Genomic DNA, 21,492 nt, shown 5'->3' with positions numbered 1-21,492 from the left:
GATTCTGATTTTCTTTGAATCTTTGATGCTGAGATGTTTACCAAAAAAATGCACAAAATGAGGCTGACTGGCTCTAACACTGCTAATATTGCAGCCATGAATCCTTCGGATTGTACATTGTGAGTTTTCAAAAACGCTAATCCGACTGAGAAACTAGTTGCTCCCACCGAACCATATGTTGCCGCTATTGCGTATGAGTCAAAAATGCTGAATTTTCCAAGACGCTGCAGTATTTGATAATGATTCAATGTCATTACAACGGATAGTCCGATTGCAACAGAAATTGGAATGATTATGTTCTCTAAGCCTATTTTTTTCATTTCTATTCCACCGTGCAAACCGATTGCGGCAAGCAGGTAAATTGACAACATGGATGAGACCTCTTCTGGAATTCTCAAGTCCGATTTTACTCGCGCAGCGACTATTCCCAAAACGAAAAATAATACAAGCGGTGTTAGAAGATTGGATTGAATTATTTCAAATACGTTCATTTTGCCTATCTCGATGTTTTGCCTTATGGTTGACTTCTATGCCTGAGATTGCGTTTTTCTAATCCCTTTCCACAAAAATTCTTATCATAATATGGTGCATTTTTTATTAAATCTGACTCGTACATGTTCAAAAATCAGTAAAGTGGGGATATAATCAGGATGTATCCAGTGTAGCACAATGTGACACAACATTTGAAATCTATCCAGTCACGTGTCAAGAACGGCGCAAAAGCATATTTTATCTGCCATCTCATTCTGCCTTTGAATATTTTTTACTTGTTGAAAAAGTGATATGTGAGGCACCGTCATGAAATTTAATGCACACTGGAATCAAAAAACGGCCTACCGAACATGTAAGTTTTCGTATCGACAAAGGCGTTTTAGAGAACTTAAAATCAGTCTCAAAGGAAGAAAAATTAAGTCTAAACACCTATGTGAATCAGATTTTTGATTCGCATGTTAATTGGGACGCTCATGCGTCTGAAATAGGCTGGGTCATCATGCTAAAGTCTGCCCTAAAAGCGCTTATCAAAAAAGCAGATAGGGATACCATCATTGAGATCGCAAAAGATTCTGCAGAGTCCGGGGCTAAGGAGATTGCCCTTTCAATGAGGGGAAAATATGGCATTGCTGAGTGGATATCGATATTAAAGGATCGGGCCAGATCATCTGGTTTTTTCATCAAGGAGTATCGAGAGGGAAATAAGACTAGATTGGTGATGCATCATGATATGGGTGAAAACTGGTCCTTATTTTTTAGAACATACTATGAGAGTGTATTTTTTGACTTGGGCTCAAAAGTTCGCGCAGATCATACTGAAAACTCTATAGTTATTGAAATTGAAAGTCTGAATTAATTTAGTAACTGATATTGTAAAATCTTTATTTGTGGGTGCAAAATCCATATCCGTATGCACGACTCAGAATCTGATACTTTTGTACCACATACTTGGCCAGAAAAGGTCTCACACATGCTAAAAGAGATCGGAGTGGACTCTATTCCAAAGGAAAGGGGAACTGATTCTGTAGAAAAAGGCGATTATTACGGAAGAAGTTTCTCACAGACGCCGCGGATGATTACAAACCAAGGCTGCGTTGAACTAAAAAATTCTAATATTGACGTGATTCAGATAATTCAAAAAGGATAGAACATGCAAGACTCTACTATTTCCTCCTGGGGCGCACAAGACCGATTTCAAGCTCATTTCATTGTAAAGGTAAGTGTTGCAAACCCATCCAAGTATGTCGCACGAACAATCCTTAAAACAAAGGGGCATTTTGCCGCAAAGAAAGTAGAGTCTGTTAGCTGGGATGGGGGATTGCTTGCAGACGAGCTTAACAAAGACACTTCACTAAATGATCTCATCGCAAAGCAAAGCGTAAAGATTGCAACCATCCTCGTCGATCCGTCTGACAATGGAGTTCGAATATACAGCAAGTGGGAAAACAGCTATGATTTCAAAATAACAAAAGACATGTATGCGATTTACGACAAAATTGCAGAACACGTAAAGAAGATTTAGGCTCTCCACCAGTCTAGCGCAAGGTAGTCGATTTTATCTCCGTGTGGTATTGCAAGTATGAAGTTTTTCTTCACACTTGTCGCCAGTCTTCCCGCCAGCACAACGTCTGTTGAAGATATGGTGTCGCTTCTGTTGTACACGTGAACCAGGTATGGGGCATGATCCACTCCCGGCCCCCTCTGATACACCGCAAAGTCGCATCCAAACTTTATTCCGGGATTGACAATGTATTTCTTGTCTCTGAACTCCTTGTAGACGAGATATTTCTTATCGAAATTATGGTACTCTTTTCTGCAAATTTCGAGCACCTGGTTTGGGGTCAGTTTCTTTTTTGATTGAAAAATTGCAATCTTTGATTTTTCCTGCAAGTAATATCCCTCGATCAAGTCCAAGATGAGCGGTACGTTGATTTCTTCTGGTTTTGGCTTTGCCATGCCGATTGGCTTTCCATAATATGTGTCGGTGAAAAGTTTGCGCGCATCATTTGAATCCCATACGATGATCCTATTTTCTACAAGATCACCTTTCATGATGTGGTGCAAACTGACAAGATTAAAAATTCTTGCAATTTGCTAGGCGTCTTGGATATTTTGTTAAAATAGAAAATAATGAAGTTAGAGACTCAGTGCAAGTAAGATAAACGAGTCTGATACCTGCTGGCACTTGTCTGACATTTCCTCAATTCCCTGAATGACGTCTTTTACGAGCATCAGTTCTTTGATATTTGTGATTTCTTCTAGTGCCTTGACTGTTGCAATGCGGTATTTTTTGTCGATTTCACGTTCGATTTTTTGGGTCTCTTGTGCAAGCTCAATTGCATTTGCAGCATTAGTGTTCAGGCCTCGGACTATCTCATTGAGTTTGTATACTTCGTCTACCACCAACTCGATTAGAACCGAAATGTCTGCGTCTAGCTTGGCGTTCTTCAGTGTCGCTGGCTTGATGTTTGATAATTTGAAAGCGATTCCTGTTATGTAGCCTGCAATCTCATCCATCGTGTATGCTGTATTCAACAGGTTCTCCCTGTTCATGATGAGCCCTCCAACATCTGCAACTTCGCGAGTTATCTTTCGTCGAAGGTTTTCGACTTCTTCTTCAATGCTTGAGATTTGCTCGTTTGCAGCTTTTACTCCTGCCTTGTCTTTTTTCATGATTAGATCAGGCAGTGTCGCTAGTTCTCTTGCCGCGTTTAGAATTCTGTTTATTTCGTCTTGTAAAACTGCAATCGCTTTTCGCTTTGCTTGGACCTCTAGCTCTCCACTATACATCCTTTTTTAGACTTGTCTTGGTATTAATTAATCTTGCACAGACTCAAACTTCAGAAACATCCTGTGTCACTTTTTTCTGATTCTTGTAAAGTGTAACTACCTCCTGATCTGTTGATGCATCCTCTGGCGCCTTTTCGTCTCTGATCTTGCCTGTAAACTTTGGAAACCTTAGTGCAAGTCCGCTCCCCTTCCGTACGCTGTCTTTTGCACATGTGTGTACCGGGCTTAGCGTTATCTCTGACGCTACTATCTCGATTACCAGTTCTGGCTCAAACCACACATCTGGCTCCATCCCACTCTCAATTCTTGGATTTTTCTTTAGGGTCACCTTGCTGGAAAGAATCTGATAGAACTGGTCTAGGTTCTCATCCGTAAAGCCTGTGCCGACCTTGCAGATGCTCTCAAACGTGTCCTTTTCCTGGTTGTATGTTGAAAGCAACAACGTTCCGTACCTTCCAGTCCTTCTACCCTTTCCAAAAAATGCCCCGATTACGACAAGGTCAAGACTATCTCCAAGTTCGTTCCGGTATTCACGCTTTAGCTTAAGCCAGTTGCTTCCTCTTGCACCTGCCCTGTATGGCGCGTCTAGCACCTTTAACATCAGTCCCTCACACCCCGCATTAATTCCGTTTTCCAAAAAGTCCTCGACTTCGTTTTCAGATCTGACAATTATTTTTGGGACTAGTTTGACAAATTCGTTTTCAACTGTAATGTCCTCGAGCTTTTTCCTCCTTTCTTCGTATGTCGAGTTTAGCAGATCTTTTCCGTTTAGATACATTATGTCAAAAAGATTGACCGTTATCGGGTATTGGGATACGATTCTGTCAATGTTGTATTTTCTTCGCCTGTGCATTAATTCCTGAAATGGGAGAAACTCGCCGGTGTTCTCGTTTATCGCAACTGCCTCTGCCTCTAAAATGATCTCTTCTGTTTTTAGCGCCTTTGTGATGTTCTCGACAATGTCTGGATAATGGCTGGTGATGTTCTCGAGTCTTCTTGAGAACAACACTACCTTGTCACCGCCCAAATGAATTTGGACTCGCTCGCCGTCAAGCTTGTACTCTGCTGCAAACTCTTTGCCTAGTTTCTCTTCTGCCTCTTTTGCACTCTTGACACGCTCTGCAAGCATTGGCCGAATTGGGCTAAACAACGAAACGTGAAATTCCTTTAATCCGTCCAAGTTTTTTTCAGCAACAATCTCTGCCACTCTTCCAAGGTCTGATGAAACATTGTATGCGGCTTCTAGTTTTTCGCGATTTGTACGCGAGCCAGTATATGCTATTGCCAGTGCGTCCATTACGGTGTTGTCTGCAATGCCGAGCCTCAGCGTCCCCATTGCTATTTTGAGAATGAATTTTGCCTCTTGCGGCGTGGCATCGTTTAGGAGGCTGGAAATGTATTTCATTTTCATGTCCTGAGATCTCGCGCCTTCAAGTTTTGCGATTTTAAGCAAAGTGTCGTATACTCTTTCTGCAGTTATCTGTTGTTTGATGAAAGTTGTCTGCGTTTTCTGCTCAAGTGCCTTTGATGCCGCGTGTCCCAAGTCCCCATCCTCAACAAAAATGTCCTGGATTTTCTTGACTGAACTTCCGGATGATTTTGCAATTGCCCTAATTGCAAGTTTTTCAGCTACGCCAAGTTCAATTCCCTCAAAATCTGGACGTAGTTTTCCCTGAATCAAATATACTATCTTTGAAATGCTCTCTCTTGGCGTTGCCTTGAACAAATCCACTAGGTGCTGAGTAAGCTCCAGCCTTTTTGTGGTGGCTTCCATTTTCTCAAAAGTATCCGATATTAAAGAAAATTGCACTGGATTTTTTTAATTATTCTTGAATAAAAGTCTGAGTAGGGTAATTGATGTCCTGGTGGCTTTTACGGCAAATCTCTCTGTTGGTTGGCACGCAAAGTCTATTTTAGTTTCAGGTGCGTCTTGATTTTTAGCATGATCTCGGAATTTCTGTTTGCTATCTTGGAGTAAAAGTCGCCAAGCTCATCGTCATTTAGGAATCGGCTGTTTTGTAACAGAAACTTGTCAAAAAACACTCCTGATATGTATCCTATGTAGAGCCCATATGAAAAGTCAATTAGGGATCCTCCGGTGTTGTTGCTTTTTGATGCCGCAAGAACCATGCTCGGGTATTCCAGTGCGTAATCAATTATTTCTGTGAGGTTCTTTTCTTGGATGACGTCTAGTGGCATTTTATTAAAATTGAGTCTGCTTGGTATTTAGCGCTTATGATTGATGAGATTAGATGTATCTGAAAATTGTTTTCTTTTCAGTGTTTGCACCGTCTGCTACCATTGCAAAATTGTGCAACGGGTAGTCGTGTTTGTACTGCTTCATGAAACTCCACGCTACGTCATGATTCTTAAAGTCGGTTCTCAGGCCGTCGATTTCCGTTTGGTTGCCGTATATGTCAAATACGACCACTGAATATTTTTTAGGTCTGTTGTGCGGCCTTGCCTTTAGAAACCACGTAAACGCAAACGCAAAAACCATTATCACTATAAACGCGGCGCTGACGTCTCGGAAAAACCCTGTGACGGCGCTTGGTATTGTCTGGCTAAATACGGTAAATATTATGTGAGATACTGAAACTATTCCAAATCCAAACAGGACTGACTTTACGAACTCGAGGGGACCTGACCTCATAATCATTATTGGTAATTATCGCACTTAACCTTTTGTTAGATTATCAGGATTAATCTGGATCTTCGTATTTTTTGTTGCCGTATGATTTTGTCTCTTCGAGAGGCTTCATCTTTTTCTTTAGTCCTTCAAGTGCCGCCTTGTAGCCTTCTGCATATTCAAGCTCTGCTGGGACAAGTGTTGCTGGGTGGATGAATCCCTGGCTTCTCATTGCGAGTGCCTTTTTAGTTGCAATCTCTCTTATGTAATCCCAGTCTGGTGTCGAGAATCCGTCAAAGGGTCCTGTGAATTTGCCGTTGTGCATGGAAAAAACTAATGCCTCGATGATTGGAATGCAGAAATCAATTGATGCAGCTGTGTTGAGCTTGACTGGCATTAGTGGCATGTGGTGACTTCCACGAGTGTTGCCTGCCACATAGTGCGGATTGTTAAAGACGCTTCCCAGTTCTTCTGTTGCCGGAAAATTCTTTTGCGTTCTTACCACTGCAATTGGATCGTCTTTTCCAACATAAGTCCCGGCAATGTTGTGCAGTCTGTCAGTGGATGCTGCAAGAATTGGCTCGCCAGATTTTGTATAAACGGAAGAAACGACATATCTTCCAGGATACATCAGGGCAGCCTCCAATGTGGGCTTGTCTTGCCACAGTTCAAGCTCTGCAATCTCACCTGCCTCTACATCCATGATGTTAAACTTCACGCCAGATGCAAGGGACTTGTTTACAATGAGTCCTGTGTTGCTTAGCGCGTCAACAAATAATCGATAAAACGGATAATTAAAAGCGCCAGGCTCTGTCTTGTCTGCTGCCAGAACCGTGAATGCCTCGTTTGGTCTTTCCTCAAACTCCATTTCTGCAACTCCCGGTCCCATTCCTTTTACGTTTCCAGAGAAAGAATCCTTTAGCAGATCTTGACCTGCACCATACAGCCCCTCATTTTTTGCAACCTCCGTCCCGGCTTCAAATGCCTTCCACGCAAGTCCGTGAATTTCTGCATTGTCCACACCCTTTGTGTGGGACATTATGATGTGAACATCGTCGCCAGAATATCCGATATAGTAATCAAGTAAAAGATTGCTTGCACCTTTCACAGTTTTTCTTACTGCCTCAAGTAGGCCGTCGCTTGGTCTCGTATGGCCCCCTATTCCTCCAACATCAGCTTTTATCGCAGAAACGGTAACTTTCATAATTTTTGTCATCGCTTACTTTGATTTATAGTATGTCAAAAAATTCCAAAGTTTTGCTGATCAAAAAAAATTCAATAAATGAGAAAAAGTATTGAAAAAATCGCAACGGTAATAAACCCCTCTCCGCAGAACATCAGCATGGCAACAAAACCACACTTGAACTTGATCGTTACTGGACACATTGATAACGGTAAATCAACTACTATGGGACACTTCCTCATGGATATGGGTTTAGTAGACGAAAGAACTATTGCATCTCATGCAGCAGAATCTGAAAAGACCGGAAAAGGTGACACATTCAAGTATGCGTGGGTTATGGATAACATTAAAGACGAAAGAGAAAGGGGTATCACAATCGACCTGGCATTCCAAAAGTTTGAGACTCCAAAGTACTTCTTCACATTAATCGACGCTCCAGGTCACAGAGACTTTATCAAAAACATGATTACCGGCGCATCTGAGGCAGATGCAGCAATTCTGGTCCTTTCTGCAAAAGAAGGCGAAACCGATACTGCGATTGCACCAGGCGGACAGGCAAGAGAGCACGCATTCTTGCTCAAGACCCTCGGCGTAGGCCAATTAATCGTAGCAATTAACAAAATGGACGATAGCAATTATTCTGAAGCAGCATACAAGGTTGCAAAGGAGAAAGCAGAAAAACTAGTAAAATCTGTAGGTTACAAATTAGACAAGGTTCCAATCATTCCAGTATCTGGATGGAAAGGAGACAACCTCGTAAAGAAATCAGAAAACATGGGATGGTGGACTGGAAAGACACTGTTGCAAGCATTTGATGACTTTGAGGCTCCAGAAAAACCAGTTGGAAAGCCACTCAGACTCCCAATCCAAGACGTCTACACCATCACAGGTGTGGGTACTGTCCCAGTGGGCAGGGTCGAGACTGGCAAATTCAAACCAGGCGATAAAATCATAGTAATGCCATCTGGCGCAATAGGAGAAGTCAAATCAATTGAAACTCATCACACACAGTTGGAATCTGCCGAAGCAGGAGATAACATCGGTTTCAACCTCAGAGGCATTGAAAAGAAAGATATCAAGAGGGGCGATGTTTTAGGTCACCCAACAGATCCACCAAAAGTTGCCAAAGAATTCAGAGCACAAATCATAATCATACATCATCCAACAGCACTTGCACCTGGTTACACTCCAGTTATGCATGCTCACACAGCACAAGTTGCAGCAACAATTACAGAATTTGAAGCAAAGATAAATCCAGCAACCGGTGGAATTGACGAACAAAATCCAAAATTCCTCAAAGTTGGCGATTCTGCAATTGTAAAAATCCGACCAGTAAGACCAACATGTGTTGAGACATTCAAAGACTTTCCAGAAATGGGACGATTTGCACTCAGAGACATGGGCGCAACCATCGCTGCAGGAATCATTAAGGATATTACAGAAGAATACAAACCAGCTTGATCTAGATGACCCAGTCTGCCAGAATCAAGCTCACCAGCACAAACCTCCCAAAACTAGATGGTGTTTGTACTGAGATCATGGGCATTGGCACAAAAACTGGCGTCAAGGTAAAGGGCCCAACACCGCTTCCAGTAAAAAGACTCAACGTTGTAACTCGAAAATCCCCCTGTGGAAACGGCACTGAGACATATGAAAAATGGGAGATGCGAATGCACCGACGAATAATCGATCTTAGCGCAGACGACAAGGCAATCAGGCAATTAATGAGACTTAAAATTCCAGACGACGTCTACATCGAACTGTCCTTAAAATAAAATTATAGCCTTAAATTATCGAGTGACTGAAAAATACCATGTCTGAGCCTTCTATTGAAACAACCGAGTCCGCACCAGTGGAAGAGAAATTTGATGTTATTTACAAATGTCTCAGATGTGGAACAAATGTTACAAACACAGAACTGAGCAGACTCCCTGAGATAAAATGCATCTGCGGCTTTAGGGTCTTTAACAAAGTCAGACCTCCAGTAGTCAAATCAGTACAAGCGATTTAGGCTCTGTCCTTTTTGTAGCTGTGGTATCTTTGCAGGTGACTTCGCATGTCTTCCATGTTTGAAAAATCCTGATTACATTCTTTGCAGTCATATGGGATGTTCTTTCCATGGACTACTTGCTCATGCTGCATGAGTTTTTCCTGAGATGAAAACGTAAGGCTGCACTTGTCACACTTTATTTTTGGTTTTAGAAACCTCATCGGTGCATTTCCTTTTGCAAGTCCCAGCACTTTCTGCACAGCTGGCCTTCTATCTTCCACTCGCTTTTTGGGTTGTATCTGAAAAAGTTCATCTTTGCACCACAAATGCTGCACGATTCTTTTTTTGCATTAAAGTCGACTTCCTTTGAATCAAAGCACGATTTGCACAGCAATCCCTCCATGTCCCACTGCCACCTTGGCTCCCAGAGGTCGGTGATCTTTTTCTCAGTCCCGCATTTTACGCATTTTTGTTTGAACGTTCCATGATAGTACTGGCTCATGGTGTTCATGTAGCAGTCTGCACAAAGCGGATACTGCATATTCCACTCTTTTTTTGGCTTGTGCTTGTGTTTTGTCTCCTTGCTACAGACAGTACAAATTGCGGATTTTTTGCTGAATAATCCCATGTCTACTGCCCGATTAATTCTTTAAAAAACGTAGTCATGGACACTGAAAATAAAACAAAATGTGAATAAAAAATGCGTTTAGATCTCTTTTAGCAGCTTTTCAATTGCCTGGCTTGCATTGACCATGCCTTGCTCTTTGGCAATCTTTTCGATTTTTGCGTATTGTTCTGCTGTGAAGCATACTGGCATTGTGCGTTTTGACATGTTTAGAATTACTTTCCTAATTTTATAAACTTTGACTACAAAAGATCACCAAACTTGTCCGTGGACGAATATTGGTAATTACATGATGACCATCTTGTTAAATACAATAAATTCACAAAAACCACTCAATGTCAGAGTCAGGCAAAGTGGAAGAACGTCGTGCTAAAGATATGAACTCCTACCAGTCAACACGTAAAGCCGAAACTGGATTGAGTTCAGACATAGTACCGTAGGAACTACGGGAATTCACGTCTGCAGAGATCAAAAACTCGGTCGTTGAAGCAGAAAGAGGTTATCGGACTTGTTCTGATGGTGGTTCACATCCTTTACACTCGACAAAATGATCTCACCATTCCATGAAAGAGATATTTGACTCAGGGATCAAAAAACCAAATGGCAAAAAGGCGCCAAATTCTTGTAATTGGAAATAATGAAAACGGATGTACTCCTGAGCTGGAGAAAATCGCATATGATGTTGGGGTAGAAGTGGCACGATCGGATTCGGTTCTGATAACTGGCGGTCTTGGAGGTGTAATGAAGGCGGCATCTCATGGGGCACACGATGCAGGCGGCCTCGTTATTGGAATAATTCCGCAAGACGATCCCTCATTTGCAAATGAGTACTGTGATGTTGTGATTCCAAGCGGCCTTGGTTTGGCAAGGGACTTCCTAAACGCCCTGTCTGCAGACGGTGTCGTCATAATAGGCGGTGGATCTGGGACACTATCTGAGATGTGTGCTGCATACATGCACAAAAAACCAATGGTAGCACTAAAAAATTCTGGCGGCATTGCGGCAAAATACGCTGATCAGTACATTGATCACAGGCAAAGCATAATGATAGTTGGCGTTGAAACGCCAAAAGAGGCAATAGATTACATTCTAAGCCAGATCACTGCATAGAAACAAGCAGCGGATCTGGTTCGTAAAATTTGCCATATTTTTTAGCAAGATCGTTTAACTCACTTACAATGTTTTTGATTCCGATTTCTTTTGCTGTCTCAAAGAGTGGCTTTTTGAGCCCAAGTCCAAGCTGCGCCGCCTTTTCGATTTCGGCAATGTCGCTTGCCTTGTTTGTTACAAGCCATGCCGCATTGTTCAAAATGTTTGCAACCATCTGAATCGGGTTGCACCTCCGAGCCAGATTCTCATCCAGCTGGACTCGCTCGTATTTTTCATCCGAGTACTTGTAGAAGCCCTCGCCTGATTTCTGTCCCAGTTTTTTTTCATTGAACAGTCTTTCTACCTCTGGATGGGGCAGTATGACTTTTTTGTCGCGCAATTCTAATTCTATTGTCGCCTTGTGTATCACGTCCATGCCGGTAAAGTCTGCAAGCTCAAAAATTCCCATCGGGAACCCCATCTTGAATTTCACTGCAGAGTCGATTTCCTCCATTTTGAGATTTTCTCTCTGCTTTAACCAGCATGCCTCATGGACTAGCGGAATGAACAATCGATTGACGATGAACCCCGGTACGTCTTTTTTGCATATTACTGGTTCTTTTTTTACTGACTTTACAAACTCGACTGTCTGACTGAGAATTTCTTGTGCAGTCTTTTGTCCCGGTATCACTTCGACTAGTTTCATTAATTGGGGTGGGTTGAAAAAGTGAATGCCGATGAATCTCTCTGGGTTGCTTACAATGTTTGCAATTTCGGTAATCGGAAGCGTGCTTGTGTTTGATGCAAAAATCACGTTCTTACCTGCCACTGCGTCAAGCTCTGAATAGACCTTTTTTTTCAGGTCCATGATTTCTGGAACCGCCTCTATCACCAGATCAGCTGACTTGACTGCCTCTTTGAGGTCAACTTGGGTCTTTATTCTTGAAAGAATTTCGTCTGACTGTGCTTTTGTTATTTTTTCCTTTGACACTAGTTTTTCAAGGCTCCACTTGATTTTCTCAAGCGCCTTGTCGAGGAACTGCTGCTCTATATCCCGTAACACTACGTTATATCCAGACATGGCACTTACCTGTGCAATGCCGTGACCCATTATTCCGGATCCCAAAACTGTGATGTTTTTTATTGCCAACTGTTTTCTTGGTTGGATTTATCCATTATAATGTATTTCGTGGTTTTTTGCTCCGATACATTACCGTAAAATATGGCAGGGTTACTGCATACGATTAGCGTTTAAGACATGGACTGTGTATTTTGTAAAATCGCAAAGGGGGAAATCAAGGCAAGGACAATAGTTGAGACACAAAAATCACTGGCGTTTCTAGACGCATTTCCGCTGGCACTTGGACACTCACTGGTAATCCCAAAAAAACACCATGAGAAAATTCAAGACATGTCACCTGATGACAACGCAGACCTCTTTGGACTGGTTCACAGAGTTGTATCGATGGTAGACAAAGTCACAGGCTCCACCTTGGTGGCAGTTCATAATGGAAAGGCAAGCGGGCAGGAAATCCCACACGTTCATGTGCACCTGGTTCCTCGCAGCTCAGGCGACTCTGCAGGTCCAATTCACAGCATGTTTTCAAAGAGGCCAAAATTTTCAGATGAGCAATTCGATGACGTCTTGAGAAAAATAAAATCAATCTAGTATGGGTATAGTCGTTTTTTTGTTTCTTCTTCCTCTACGCTTATTGCCTTGGTCGGACAAGTTTGCGCCGCGTCCATTATCTTATCTGGCTTTGCACCCTTTTGGTTTATCACACTGGATTTTGGGTTCATCTTGGATAGTTTGTCCACTGCAAAAACCTGTGGCGCAATTATTTCGCAGCTGCAGCATCCTATGCACAAGCTGTGATCCACATTGACTGACAGGTCAGGCTCTGGCTCTTGTATTATCTTAAAGTCGTAGGGTTTTTTTGCTTGATTGCTCTTTGACTCATAGTTTTTCCAAAACTCTGCGACGTAGCTTTTCCAAAAGAACGGGTCTGACTGCTCTGTCTGTTTTGTGTATCTTGTCCAGTCTTCCTCAGGTGTGCTGTCGCTTGGCCTTGCGCCCCAGTTCGCACTGGTAAAGTTTTTTTCTTTTTTTGTTTTCGGCTCTGTGTATTTTGCGGACTCTTTGTTCTTTGCGTTTGTTACTCTGTTGTCTTTTTTTAGCATGTGGTACGCTTCGGTCACTTTCTTGAATTTTGTCCCGTCTACTTCATCCGTGTTTTTATCTGGATGCGATTCAAGTGCAAGTTTTCTGTATGCGTATTTTATTTCATCAAAAGACGATCCAGGATTTATCTTTAGAATTTGGTATGCGTCAGTTGAATTCAACACTTGATCAACGCTTAACTGTTTTAAAAATATGCTAGTTAGCTACTGGCTTTGTCTTGCCTTGATTGATATCAACGATGGTGCGTATTATGTCGCTGGAGTTTAGCGCTTCGTGATCCACAGATATCTTGGAAATTATTTCGTTTCCATTGATAATTATCTGGATCCCCTGGACTACTGACTTGTACAGTATTGCACGCTTTCCCTCAAACGTCTCCGCCATGCCGGTTGCCGTCACCATTTTCTCGTCAATGAGCTGGTTCATCTTTCTGTATCCTGACGTGTTTGGTATCTTGCATCGCTCCAAAATCTTTGGAATTGTCTCTGCCTCGTCTCGGATAAGATCCATGATTGCTTTTTTATCCGGGTCGGCAAAAGTCTTCAGAATTAATTCTGTCAGGTATTGGTTTTTAATCACTAGCCAAATCTCTGACGTCTTTGGGTCACGCTCTACGATCAAAAAGTCCTTGAGTATCTCGTCTTCAATGACTTTTAGATCATCTGTGAAGCGAGATAATGACTTTTTCATCTCTGGGAACTTGTAAAATATTTCATTCATGTGCATGCCGTAGTTTTGCAGCTGCTGTTCCATGTCTTCCAGATCTTTTGAGCTGATTTCTTTTTTTACGGTGTGCATGATTGCGTTTACTATGATTTCATCTAAACCGCGCACGACTGCATGATGTATTTTTTTGTATTTAAGTGGGCTGGAATGATTTTAAAAATAACTCGTCCTTGGCGGCGTTTTATTCGATTATTTCATCTTCTTGCTTCCATGCCGGCTCAACTATGCACAAAAATTCAAGATCAGTATCACCTGTATTTTCAATGAATTGCCGAGAAGACGGCGGTATGTATGCCGCCTGATTCTCGGTGATGTCTGACGACTCGTCCTCTATGTGCAAAATGCCGTGACCCTTTAGAATAAAGTAAATCTCTGATGATTTTAGCTTGTGAGGCTTTGATCTCTTGCCTGGTCCAACAGTGCACTGTGACACACTGTATCCTATGCCGAGCATTGTGTTGTGCGGATGGAAAATCTGTTTTATTTTGGTTCCCTCAGATCCGATTATGGGTTGGCACTTGTTTAGATCAGAAATTATCATGTTTTCTGGTGAATTGCGTTTTATTTTTCTCTATCTGCGTATCATCTGATTATTTTGTTAATTCGTTCGTCGTTTACTGACTGGAAAATTCTTTCTGCCCTTGCCCAGTTCTTTATCGTCTTGGAGTCTTTTTTCATTGCCCTCCTTAGGAGATCACAGGATTCGTCAATTTCGCCCGCAGCAGCTTTGCTTCTGGCCATCGCATAGATGACATTGATATTCTCGCCTGAGGAAAGAATTTTCTCAAAAATAATTATTGCGTCTTGATGCTTTCCTGTCTCTGCAAGCTCGAGCCCTTTGTGGAAATACGCCTCCATGTGATCCGGATGATTTTGGTGAACCTTGGAAAAGCAGCTCAGCGCCTCCTCGTGCCTTTTGAGCTTTGCAAGAATAACTCCTTTGTAAAACAACGCGTTTGGCTTTGTCGCGTCTATTTTTATTGCGTTTTCAAGTGACTCTAGTGCCTCCTCGTGGCGGAACAGTCTGTCAAGTAGCACCCCTTTGTTGTAGTGGCTTGGCGCATAGCTTGATTTGGATTTGATGGCCTTGTCATAGCTTGCCATCGCACCGTCAACGTTTCCAAGTTCTGCCTGCGCTATTGCCATGTTGTTTAAGACTATCTCATTGTTTGGTTCTTTTTTCAGTATTTTCTCAAAACATGTTATGGCGTCGTGATACTTGCGAATCTGGTTTAACGCAGTACCCTTGTTGAATAACGCTTCTTTGTGCTCAGGCTCTGCCTTTAGTATCTGGTTGAACACGTCGATTGCCTTTTTTGGCTGGTCTTTTTGCAAAAATGATACTGCCTGGCGCATTAGGTCGTTGGGACTCTTCTCGTGAAAGATCATTACACTTGATTTTACATCGATGTTAATTTAATGATTTAAAATAAACAGTTCAGGCACTGATCAAAAAAACATTCTACAGGCCTTGCGCAAATCTTTCTGCAGATCTGACCAGCGTTTTTACGTCCGAGTCTGAATGTGCGTTTGAAAACGCGCCAAGCTTGCCTGGCAGGAAAAACACCCCGTCTTTTACAATCATTTCAAAATGAAACCTCTGCAGCATCTTGGAGTTGCACCTTGCAGCGTCTGCCGCATTTTTTATTTCCATGTTCTCTTTTGTAAAATGCGTCATGAATAATGAGCCCTTCCCGGTCACCACCGCGTTTCCCAAAAGCGCCTTGGCTAATTGCTTTCTTGTCTTCTCTCCAAGCCCGTCTAGTTTTGTGTAGATGTTCTTGCCGTTCTTTAGCGCATCAAGTGTGGCCTTTCCAGCTTTCATTGTCATCGGATTTGCAGAAAACGTTCCGCCTCCGATGTATGCTCTTTTTGCTTTTGAGTGAGTCATCGTGTTTGCATAACTCATTATCTCGTCTGTACCACAAATCACCCCGACTGGAAATCCTCCGCCGACAATTTTTCCAAGCGTTACGATGTCTGGCTTGAGGTTCATGGTGTCGTACAGACATCCGTATCTGAATCTGAATCCAGTAACAATCTCGTCTAGGATAAACAGCGCGTTTACTTTCTTGGCGTACTCTTGCAACCCCATGAGGTATTCCTTTGTTGCAGGTATGCATCCTCCCCCGCCTAGGACCGGCTCCACTATGATCCCTGCTAGTTCTTTTTTTGCAGACTGTAAAATTTCTAATGACTTTTCCAAGTCGTTGTATGGGAGAGATACGATGTGCTCCTCATCTACAAGTCCGATGCTCTCAGGCTCGTTAAACGGCCAGTTTACGTTTTTTAGAAGATCAGTGGTGTATCCGTGCCAACCCCCGTCGATTTTTGCAATTACTTTCTTGCCTGTGACTGCTCGCGCAAGTCTCACTGCATACATCGTGGCCTCTGTCCCAGTTGACGCGTAGCGAATTTTCTGCGCTACTGGGACTGCCTTTGAAATCATCTCTGATAGTTCGATTGTGTTTTTGTTTACTACTCCGTGCATCCATCCGTCTGAAATCTGGCCTCTTACTTTTGCAAGGACTTGTTTTGCGGCATGCCCTAAAATGAGACTCCAATGACCCATCCAGAAATCCACATACTGGTTGGAATCGACATCGATGAGAAATTTCCCCCTTGCAGACTTTGTAACAAATGGGTATGGCTCAAAGAACCTGATGTTATGGCTCACTCCGTTCACATGAAGTTTTTTTGATTTCTCAAAAAGACTTGACGATGTCCGAGTTTTTTTCCTGTACTGCTTTTCTAATTCGCTCAACTGCTACTACCTTATATTGACCGATATATTTTTGATCGATTTATGTCATGTTTTTTGAAAAATTTTCTGAATGGTTTATATGCTATTTCCTGTGTCATTTTTTTGCATACGTAACGCTATGGCGGCGCTTGTGATGAAGTATGGTACTATACCATTTTGTGATTTACGGGCCTCCAGTTACGCATACAAAATGAGGATTTGATCAAAGATCTAATCTGACTATGTGAAGTTTGTGCATTCCGTCCAATTCCATTAATACACAATTAAACCAAAAATGAATCCCGTTGATCCTGCGGGACCTGACTGCTATCGGATTGGTACTAAGCCATGCGAGTCGTTGTAGCAATACAAGGCAGACTGCTCAGTAACACGTAGTTAACCTAACCTATGGATGGGGATAACCTCGGGAAACTGAGAATAATCCCCGATAGGCCACAATGCCTGGAATGGTTTGTGGCTCAAATGATTTATCGCCGTAGGATGGGACTGCGGCCTATCAGCTAGTTGGTGAGGTAATGGCCCACCAAGGCTATAACAGGTACGGGCTCTGAGAGGAGGGGCCCGGAGATGGGTACTGAGACACGGACCCAGGCCCTATGGGGCGCAGCAGGCGAGAAACCTTTGCAATGTGCGAAAGCACGACAAGGTTAATCCGAGTGTCTTCTGCTAAAGAAGTCTTTTGTTAGTCATAGAACCACTGATGAATAAGGGGTGGGCAAGTTCTGGTGTCAGCCGCCGCGGTAAAACCAGCACCTCGAGTGGTCAGGAGGTTTATTGGGCCTAAAGCATCCGTAGCCGGTTGTTTAAGTTTTCGGTTAAATCTATGCGCTTAACGTATAGGCTGCCGAAAATACTGGACAGCTAGGGAGTGGGAGAGGTACACGGTACTCAATAGGAAGGGGTAAAATCCTTTGATCTGTTGATGACCACCTGTGGCGAAGGCGGTGTACCAGAACACGTTCGACGGTGAGGGATGAAAGCTGGGGGAGCAAACCGGATTAGATACCCGGGTAGTCCCAGCTGTAAACGATGCAAACTCGGTGATGCATTGGCTTGTGGCCAATGCAGTGCCGCAGGGAAGCCGTTAAGTTTGCCGCCTGGGAAGTACGTACGCAAGTATGAAACTTAAAGGAATTGGCGGGGGAGCACCACAAGGGGTGAAGCCTGCGGTTCAATTGGAGTCAACGCCAGAAATCTTACCCGGAGCGACAGCAGAATGAAGGTCAAGCTGAAGACTTTACCAGACAAGCTGAGAGGTGGTGCATGGCCGTCGCCAGCTCGTGCCGTGAGATGTCCTGTTAAGTCAGGTAACGAGCGAGACCCCTGCTCCTAGTTGCTACCGTTACTCTCTGGAGTAGCGGAGCGAATTAGTAGGACCGCCGCAGTTAATGCGGAGGAAGGAAGGGGCCACGGCAGGTCAGTATGCCCCGAAACTCTGGGGCCACACGCGGGCTGCAATGGTATTGACAATGTGTTCCGAATCCGAAAGGAGGAGGCAATCATCAAACAATACCTCAGTTATGATTGAGGGCTGTAACTCGCCCTCATGAATATGGAATCCCTAGTAACTGCGCGTCACTACCGCGCGGTGAATACGTCCCTGCTCCTTGCACACACCGCCCGTCGTTTCATTGAAGTTGGCTTTTAGTGAGGTAGTGTCTTGTTGGCATTATCGAGCTTGAGGTCAGTGACAAGGGAAAAGTCGTAACAAGGTGACCGTAGGGGAACCTGCGGTCGGATCACCTCCTTAGACAAAGACAAAGAATAGTGTGCGGAATGCACAACTTCACATAAAAAAAACCATCAGATGCAATGCGTCATGAAAGTGACGTATGAAGGATGAAGCGGGTTCCACCCAGGAACACGTGATGATCATCGTGTATAGTCGTGTAATATTGTGGCTAATCATACCAGTGCATAGACGCCAGTAGGAGGATTGCTAGGCTTGAGAAGAGATGAAGGACGTGGCAAGCTGCGATAAGCCCGGGGTAGGCGCAAGCATCCTATGATCCCGGGATCTCCGAATAGGAATCCTGTATTTTACATACATGCAGCACGCAAGTGTTGCAATCGAACCATGGGAATTGAAGCATCTTAGTACCATGTGGAAAAGAAACCAATTGAGATATCCCAAGTAGCGGCGAGCGAAACGGAAACAGCCCAAACTGAATCTGTTATGGCAACATGGCAGAGATGTGGTGTTCGGTTATGATATTACGATCCGAGAACGCAACTGAAGTTTTCTGGAACGTAACGGCATAGAGGGTGATACCCCCGTAAGTGAAACGGTATCGGATCTTATCATGACCAGAGTACTTGTCCTTGGCAGTGGGCAAGGAATTTAGGTGAAAGTAGCATCTAAGGCTAAACATTACTCAAGACCGATAGTGGACTAGTACCGTGAGGGAAAGCTGAAAAGTACCCCGGAAGGGGGGTGAAAAGTGCATGAAACCTACTGGTTACAGACGTGGGTGGCATGGAAGATGATTTTTCCAGACTAGAGGTTCTAGCAATAGGGCTGAAGGTTTGGGTTCCTAGTCATCAGTGTCATCCGTTCCGTCTCGAAACACGGGCCATGGAGCTTACCGTTATGGCAAGCCTAAACCTTAACAGGGTGGAGGCGAAGGGAAACCGAATTTCCGCAGCATCCGCGAGGGAAAGCGTGTGAAAGTGCGTTGAGTCATAACGGCAAGGCTAGAAGCCAAGCGATCTATCCCTGAGCAAGCTGAAGGCGAGCGAAAGCTCGTTGGAGGGCTGAAGCAGTTCTAACGTGCAAATTGTTTGTCTGACTTGGGGATAGGGGTCAAAAACCAATCTAGCTTGGCGCTCGCTAGTTCCAACCGAAGCATCTCGCAGGGTGTCCTTTATGGAGATAGCACTTCCTGTAGAGCACTGTTAGGGTGGAGCGGGGAAGAAATTCCTCACCACCTCTACAAACTCCGAAGGGATGTGCATTATAGAAGTAAGGAGACGGGTTTGCGTGACGTAAGGTTCGCAACCGAGAGGGGTTTAACCCAGACCAAAGTTAAGGCCCCCAAATTCGTACTAAGTGTCAAGCGGAAGAGCGTCATTACGCCAAGACAGCAGGGAGGTAAGCTCAGAAGCAGCTATCCTTTAAAAAGTGTGTAACAACTTACCTGCCGAGCGTGGTGGCCTCGAAAATGGACGGGGCTAAAGTACGGTGCCGATACTTTGGATACTCACCTTAGGGTGAGTCATGGTAGGTTGGCGTAGTGATTGGGTCGAAGCAGGGCCGTGAGGTCCTGTGGACCGATTGCTATTGCAGATCATGGCGGCAGTAACAGCATAGTAAGGTGAGAATCCTTACCTTCGCAAGTGCAAGGGTTTCCAGGCAATGCGTCATCAGCCTGGAGTTAGTCGGTCCTAAGATTAATCTCAACAGAATTAATCGAAAGGGAAACTTGTTAATATTCAAGTACCTAGTGGAAAGCGCTATTACCTATTTGGTCGCTTCAAGATAGGGCATTTACAACCGTCGTTGTATCTAACTCTTCCAGGGTCGGGGAGTGTCGTAATGACGAGAACCGATCCGAGAGAGGAATGGCTTGGCGTTAGCTGAGTTTGCTCGAGTCTTGGGGACATTGAACAACTGAGTAGGGAGTGATTCACTATGCCCGTACCGAGAACCGACACAGGTGCACTGGATGAGAAGTCCAAGAAGTATCGGGTATACCGTAGGCGAGGGAACTCGACAAATTAGTCCTGTACCTTAGGTATAAGGGATGCCTGCAATCCTAATGAGAAATTGGGATAGCAGGTTGCAATGACAAGGGGGTTCCGACTGTTTAATAAAAACACAGGTGACTGCTAGTCCGAAAGGATTTGTATAGTCACTGAATCCTGGCCGGTGCTGGTACCTAAAACTTGGGTTCAACCGAGCTAAGGGCCAGTTAACGCCGGGAGTAACTCTGACTCTCTTAAGGTAGCCAAATGCCTTGTCGGGTAAGTTCCGACGTGCATGAATGGAACAACGAGAGCCCCACTGTCCCCGCCTACAACCCGGTGAAGCCACATAAGGTGGACGAACAGTCCATCATCTTCCATCGGGGAGAGAAGACCCCGTGGAGTTTTACTGCAGCTTGTGCTTGCGGTATAGTTGACATTGCATAGAGTATCTGGTAGCCATGCTTAACCCCCTCCGGGGGGTTAGGAAGCGTCGTTGTAACACCAGACTTTGTTTGCAGTATCGCTTATCTGGTGAAGACCAGAGACACGTGCAGGTGGGCAGTTCGGCTGGGGCGGCACCCCTTTGAAAAGATATCAAAGGGGCCCAAAGTTCAGCTCAAACGGGTCAGAAATCCGTTGAAGAGGGCAAAGCCAAAAGCTGGACTGACTGGATCTCCAAACGCACGGGATCCAGAGACGAAAGTCGGGCTTAGCGATCCTTCGTGTGCCCACTATTGGGGCCCGGAGGTGACAGAAAAATTACCCCAGGGATAACAGGCTCGTCGCGGGCGAGAGCTCCTATCGACCCCGCGGTTTGGTACCTCGATGTCGGCTTTTCCTATCCTGGTCCTGCAGCAGGGGCCAAGGGTGAGGCTGCTCGCCTATTAAAAGGGAACATGAGCTGGGTTTAGACCGTCGTGAGACAGGTCGGTCTCTGCCTGATGGAAGCGTGGTTATTTGAGGGGAAGTTGCTCCGAGTACGAGAGGAACAGAGCAGCGTGGCCACTGGTTTACCGGTTGTCTGACAAGGCAGGCCGGGCAGCTAAGCCATCTGGGCTAAGCGCTGAAAGCATCTAAGCGCGAAACCCTTCCTGAGACAAAATAACCCTTCGTATGATGGAGGTCGGCAGCAGAAGACTGCGTTGATAGGATGGAGGTGTAGATCACAAGCTTCGGCGAGTGGTGAGCCTGCCATTACTAATAGACCAAAGCACTGGTTAGCCACATTACATAGAGACTATACGCGATGATTATTCATTTAATCAACACCTAGTGTAAACTAGGTTTGATTCCAAGTTTTACCAGTTTTTAATTTGATAAAACCATGCGGCAAGC

The 21,492-nt window shown here is 44.1% G+C and carries 24 protein-coding genes and 2 rRNA genes; 10 read left to right on the top strand and 16 right to left on the bottom strand.

Features of this window, described 5'->3' with window-relative positions; translation table 11 throughout:
• Positions 1–491, bottom strand: a 491-nt coding sequence (locus tag NKMY2_RS07950) for a sodium-dependent bicarbonate transport family permease (protein ID WP_042686885.1), incomplete at its 3' end; no start/stop codon positions are given.
• A gap of 317 nt (positions 492–808) precedes the next feature.
• Between NKMY2_RS07950 and NKMY2_RS07945 the strand changes: the two genes are divergently transcribed.
• Genes NKMY2_RS07945 through NKMY2_RS07935 form a run of 3 tightly spaced genes read left to right on the top strand, consistent with a single transcriptional unit; the run spans position 809 to position 2,014 of the window.
• Positions 809–1,348, top strand: coding sequence for a hypothetical protein (locus NKMY2_RS07945; protein ID WP_042686864.1), 540 nt, complete (start codon positions 809–811; stop codon positions 1,346–1,348).
• Positions 1,349–1,402: 54 nt separating this feature from the next.
• Positions 1,403–1,639 (top strand): hypothetical protein, encoded by a 237-nt coding sequence (locus NKMY2_RS07940; protein WP_042686863.1) that lies wholly within the window; start codon positions 1,403–1,405, stop codon positions 1,637–1,639.
• A 3-nt stretch (positions 1,640–1,642) separates the two neighbouring features.
• Entirely contained in the window at positions 1,643–2,014 is a 372-nt protein-coding gene (locus tag NKMY2_RS07935; RefSeq protein ID WP_042686861.1) for a hypothetical protein, read from the top strand.
• Here NKMY2_RS07935 and endA read toward each other — a convergent pair.
• The 6 genes from endA to NKMY2_RS07905 all read right to left on the bottom strand — a co-directional run bounded on the left by endA (position 2,011) and on the right by NKMY2_RS07905 (position 7,115).
• Positions 2,011–2,544 carry a tRNA-intron lyase gene (endA, locus tag NKMY2_RS07930; protein ID WP_042686859.1) on the bottom strand — a complete coding sequence of 178 codons (534 nt, stop codon included), beginning with the start codon at positions 2,542–2,544 and terminating at the stop codon, positions 2,011–2,013. The two genes, NKMY2_RS07935 and endA, sit on opposite strands and share 4 nt — an antisense overlap.
• An 84-nt stretch (positions 2,545–2,628) precedes the next feature.
• Positions 2,629–3,282, bottom strand: coding sequence for a DUF47 domain-containing protein (locus tag NKMY2_RS07925; protein ID WP_042686858.1), 654 nt, complete (start codon positions 3,280–3,282; stop codon positions 2,629–2,631).
• Positions 3,283–3,325: 43 nt separating this feature from the next.
• Positions 3,326–5,092: an ATP-dependent DNA ligase gene (locus tag NKMY2_RS07920; protein WP_042686855.1), complete on the bottom strand. Its 1,767-nt coding sequence runs from the start codon at positions 5,090–5,092 to the stop codon at positions 3,326–3,328.
• Positions 5,093–5,190: 98 nt separating this feature from the next.
• Positions 5,191–5,481: a hypothetical protein gene (locus NKMY2_RS07915; RefSeq protein WP_042686854.1), complete on the bottom strand. Its 291-nt coding sequence runs from the start codon at positions 5,479–5,481 to the stop codon at positions 5,191–5,193.
• A 49-nt stretch (positions 5,482–5,530) separates the two neighbouring features.
• Entirely contained in the window at positions 5,531–5,935 is a 405-nt protein-coding gene (locus tag NKMY2_RS07910; protein ID WP_052347634.1) for a hypothetical protein, read from the bottom strand.
• A 49-nt stretch (positions 5,936–5,984) separates the two neighbouring features.
• The gene (locus tag NKMY2_RS07905) at positions 5,985–7,115 is read right to left on the bottom strand and encodes a fructose-1,6-bisphosphatase (protein WP_042686883.1); all 1,131 of its coding nucleotides are present in this window, start codon (positions 7,113–7,115) and stop codon (positions 5,985–5,987) included.
• 138 nt (positions 7,116–7,253) lie between these two features.
• Here NKMY2_RS07905 and tuf point away from each other — a divergent pair, with 138 nt between their 5' ends.
• Genes tuf through NKMY2_RS07890 form a run of 3 tightly spaced genes read left to right on the top strand, consistent with a single transcriptional unit; the run spans position 7,254 to position 9,105 of the window.
• On the top strand, positions 7,254–8,555 hold the full coding sequence (gene tuf, locus NKMY2_RS07900; RefSeq protein ID WP_042686881.1) for a translation elongation factor EF-1 subunit alpha: 1,302 nt from the start codon (positions 7,254–7,256) through the stop codon (positions 8,553–8,555).
• Between the two features lie 5 nt (positions 8,556–8,560).
• The gene (rpsJ, locus tag NKMY2_RS07895; protein ID WP_042686850.1) at positions 8,561–8,869 is read left to right on the top strand and encodes a 30S ribosomal protein S10; all 309 of its coding nucleotides are present in this window, start codon (positions 8,561–8,563) and stop codon (positions 8,867–8,869) included.
• Positions 8,870–8,907: 38 nt separating this feature from the next.
• Entirely contained in the window at positions 8,908–9,105 is a 198-nt protein-coding gene (locus tag NKMY2_RS07890) for a TFIIB-type zinc ribbon-containing protein (RefSeq protein WP_042686848.1), read from the top strand.
• Here the strand turns inward: NKMY2_RS07890 and NKMY2_RS07885 are convergent.
• The 3 genes from NKMY2_RS07885 to NKMY2_RS11025 form a co-directional block, all read right to left on the bottom strand.
• Positions 9,102–9,305, bottom strand: coding sequence for a C2H2-type zinc finger protein (locus NKMY2_RS07885; protein WP_042686847.1), 204 nt, complete (start codon positions 9,303–9,305; stop codon positions 9,102–9,104). The genes NKMY2_RS07890 and NKMY2_RS07885 overlap by 4 nt on opposite strands.
• Positions 9,302–9,712: a hypothetical protein gene (locus NKMY2_RS07880; protein ID WP_042686845.1), complete on the bottom strand. Its 411-nt coding sequence runs from the start codon at positions 9,710–9,712 to the stop codon at positions 9,302–9,304. The genes NKMY2_RS07885 and NKMY2_RS07880 overlap by 4 nt, the downstream gene beginning before the upstream one ends.
• Positions 9,713–9,790: 78 nt before the next feature.
• Positions 9,791–9,916, bottom strand: coding sequence for a hypothetical protein (locus NKMY2_RS11025; RefSeq protein ID WP_255347573.1), 126 nt, complete (start codon positions 9,914–9,916; stop codon positions 9,791–9,793).
• A gap of 393 nt (positions 9,917–10,309) precedes the next feature.
• Here NKMY2_RS11025 and NKMY2_RS07875 point away from each other — a divergent pair, with 393 nt between their 5' ends.
• Entirely contained in the window at positions 10,310–10,819 is a 510-nt protein-coding gene (locus NKMY2_RS07875) for a TIGR00725 family protein (RefSeq protein WP_042686879.1), read from the top strand.
• Here the strand turns inward: NKMY2_RS07875 and NKMY2_RS07870 are convergent.
• Complete coding sequence (locus NKMY2_RS07870) at positions 10,809–11,948, bottom strand: 3-hydroxyacyl-CoA dehydrogenase (RefSeq protein WP_042686843.1); 1,140 nt, start codon at positions 11,946–11,948, stop codon at positions 10,809–10,811. The two genes, NKMY2_RS07875 and NKMY2_RS07870, sit on opposite strands and share 11 nt — an antisense overlap.
• Before the next feature lie 108 nt (positions 11,949–12,056).
• Between NKMY2_RS07870 and NKMY2_RS07865 the strand changes: the two genes are divergently transcribed.
• Positions 12,057–12,467 carry an HIT family protein gene (locus NKMY2_RS07865; RefSeq protein WP_042686842.1) on the top strand — a complete coding sequence of 137 codons (411 nt, stop codon included), beginning with the start codon at positions 12,057–12,059 and terminating at the stop codon, positions 12,465–12,467.
• On the opposite strand, the gene NKMY2_RS07860 is transcribed toward NKMY2_RS07865, so the two are convergent.
• The 5 genes from NKMY2_RS07860 to NKMY2_RS07840 all read right to left on the bottom strand — a co-directional run bounded on the left by NKMY2_RS07860 (position 12,464) and on the right by NKMY2_RS07840 (position 16,470).
• On the bottom strand, positions 12,464–13,144 hold the full coding sequence (locus tag NKMY2_RS07860) for a DnaJ domain-containing protein (protein ID WP_238549810.1): 681 nt from the start codon (positions 13,142–13,144) through the stop codon (positions 12,464–12,466). The two genes, NKMY2_RS07865 and NKMY2_RS07860, sit on opposite strands and share 4 nt — an antisense overlap.
• A gap of 31 nt (positions 13,145–13,175) precedes the next feature.
• Positions 13,176–13,814 carry a hypothetical protein gene (locus NKMY2_RS07855; RefSeq protein WP_042686838.1) on the bottom strand — a complete coding sequence of 213 codons (639 nt, stop codon included), beginning with the start codon at positions 13,812–13,814 and terminating at the stop codon, positions 13,176–13,178.
• Between the two features lie 73 nt (positions 13,815–13,887).
• Complete coding sequence (locus NKMY2_RS07850) at positions 13,888–14,247, bottom strand: cupin domain-containing protein (protein ID WP_042686837.1); 360 nt, start codon at positions 14,245–14,247, stop codon at positions 13,888–13,890.
• Between the two features lie 41 nt (positions 14,248–14,288).
• Positions 14,289–15,095, bottom strand: coding sequence for a tetratricopeptide repeat protein (locus NKMY2_RS07845; RefSeq protein ID WP_042686835.1), 807 nt, complete (start codon positions 15,093–15,095; stop codon positions 14,289–14,291).
• A 73-nt stretch (positions 15,096–15,168) separates the two neighbouring features.
• Complete coding sequence (locus NKMY2_RS07840) at positions 15,169–16,470, bottom strand: aspartate aminotransferase family protein (protein ID WP_042686833.1); 1,302 nt, start codon at positions 16,468–16,470, stop codon at positions 15,169–15,171.
• Between the two features lie 277 nt (positions 16,471–16,747).
• Between NKMY2_RS07840 and NKMY2_RS07835 the strand changes: the two genes are divergently transcribed.
• Together NKMY2_RS07835 and NKMY2_RS07830 are read left to right on the top strand one after the other, a co-directional pair.
• Positions 16,748–18,218 (top strand): 16S ribosomal RNA (locus tag NKMY2_RS07835).
• A 159-nt stretch (positions 18,219–18,377) separates the two neighbouring features.
• Positions 18,378–21,377 (top strand): 23S ribosomal RNA (locus NKMY2_RS07830).
• The 16S and 23S rRNA genes sit together here, the layout of an rRNA operon.
• Positions 21,378–21,492 lie beyond the last annotated feature (115 nt).

The sequence above is a fragment of the Candidatus Nitrosotenuis chungbukensis genome (genome assembly GCF_000685395.1).
Lineage (GTDB): Archaea > Thermoproteota > Nitrososphaeria > Nitrososphaerales > Nitrosopumilaceae > Nitrosotenuis > Nitrosotenuis chungbukensis.
Note: the sequence above shows the minus strand (reverse complement) of the source record. Positions and strands in the feature narration are given on the sequence as shown.